At 66.8% G+C, this 916-nt stretch carries 1 protein-coding gene; it reads left to right on the top strand.

Features of this window, described 5'->3' with window-relative positions; all coding sequences use genetic code 11:
- Positions 1-32 precede the first annotated feature (32 nt).
- Positions 33-916: TRAP transporter large permease (locus AM506_RS23475; RefSeq protein ID WP_235576174.1), on the top strand; the 884-nt coding region annotated here is incomplete at its 3' end.

Raw genomic sequence — 916 nt, 5'->3', positions numbered from 1 at the left:
TCTCGGGCATGGCCTCCTCGGCGGTAGCCGCGGTGGGCAAGATCATGATCCCGCGCATGGTGGAGCGCGGCTACGACCGCGGCTATGCCACGGCGCTGGTCTCCACCTCGGCGGTGCTGGCGCTGCTGATCCCGCCCAGCGCCTCGATGATCATCTACGGCTGGGTGTCGGGCACTTCGGTCACCGCGTCCTTCCTGGCGCCGGTGCTGCCTGGGGTGTTGCTGGTGCTGCTGTTCTGTTTCTGGAACCGCGTGCTGACTCGCCACATGCCACTGGAGAAGCCCGAACCGGCTCCGCTGCCGGTGGTGGTGCGCGATATCGCCGGTCAGACGCGCCGCGCGGCGCTGGGCCTGGCCATGCCCATGATCATCCTTGGCTGCATCTATGGTGGCGTGACCACGCCCACCGAGGCCGCGGCCATCGCCGTGCTTTACGCCATCCCCATCAGTATCTGGTACTACCGTGAACTGCGCCTGGCCGACCTGCATGGCGTGCTGTGGCGCGCGGGGCAGACCGCCGGCACGCTGCTGGTGCTGGTGTTCTTCTCGGCGATGCTGGCGCGCATGCTGACCATGGAGAACGTGCCGCAGATGGTGCTGGAAGGGTTTCTTGGCGTCACCGAGAATCCGCTGTTGTTGATGCTCTTGCTCAACCTCTTCCTGCTGCTGATCGGCATGTTCATGGAGGATGTCAGCGGCATCCTGCTGGCCACGCCGATGCTGATGCCGCTGGTGCAGGCGCTGGAGATCGACCCGGTGCAGTTTGCCGCCATCATCGCCACCAACCTCGGCATGGGGCTGATCACCCCGCCCACGGCGCCGATCCTCTACTTCGGGGCGCTGGTCGGCGGCAGCAGCCTGAGCCGCATGCTGCGACCCACCCTGGTGCTGCTGCTGGGGGCCTACCTGCCGGTGGT

The organism is Rossellomorea vietnamensis (genome assembly GCF_001305855.1).
Taxonomy (GTDB): Bacteria; Bacillota; Bacilli; order Bacillales; family Bacillaceae_B; genus Rossellomorea; species Rossellomorea vietnamensis_A.
The sequence above is the reverse complement of the archived record's forward strand: the minus strand, read 5'-3'. Positions and strand labels throughout refer to the sequence as shown.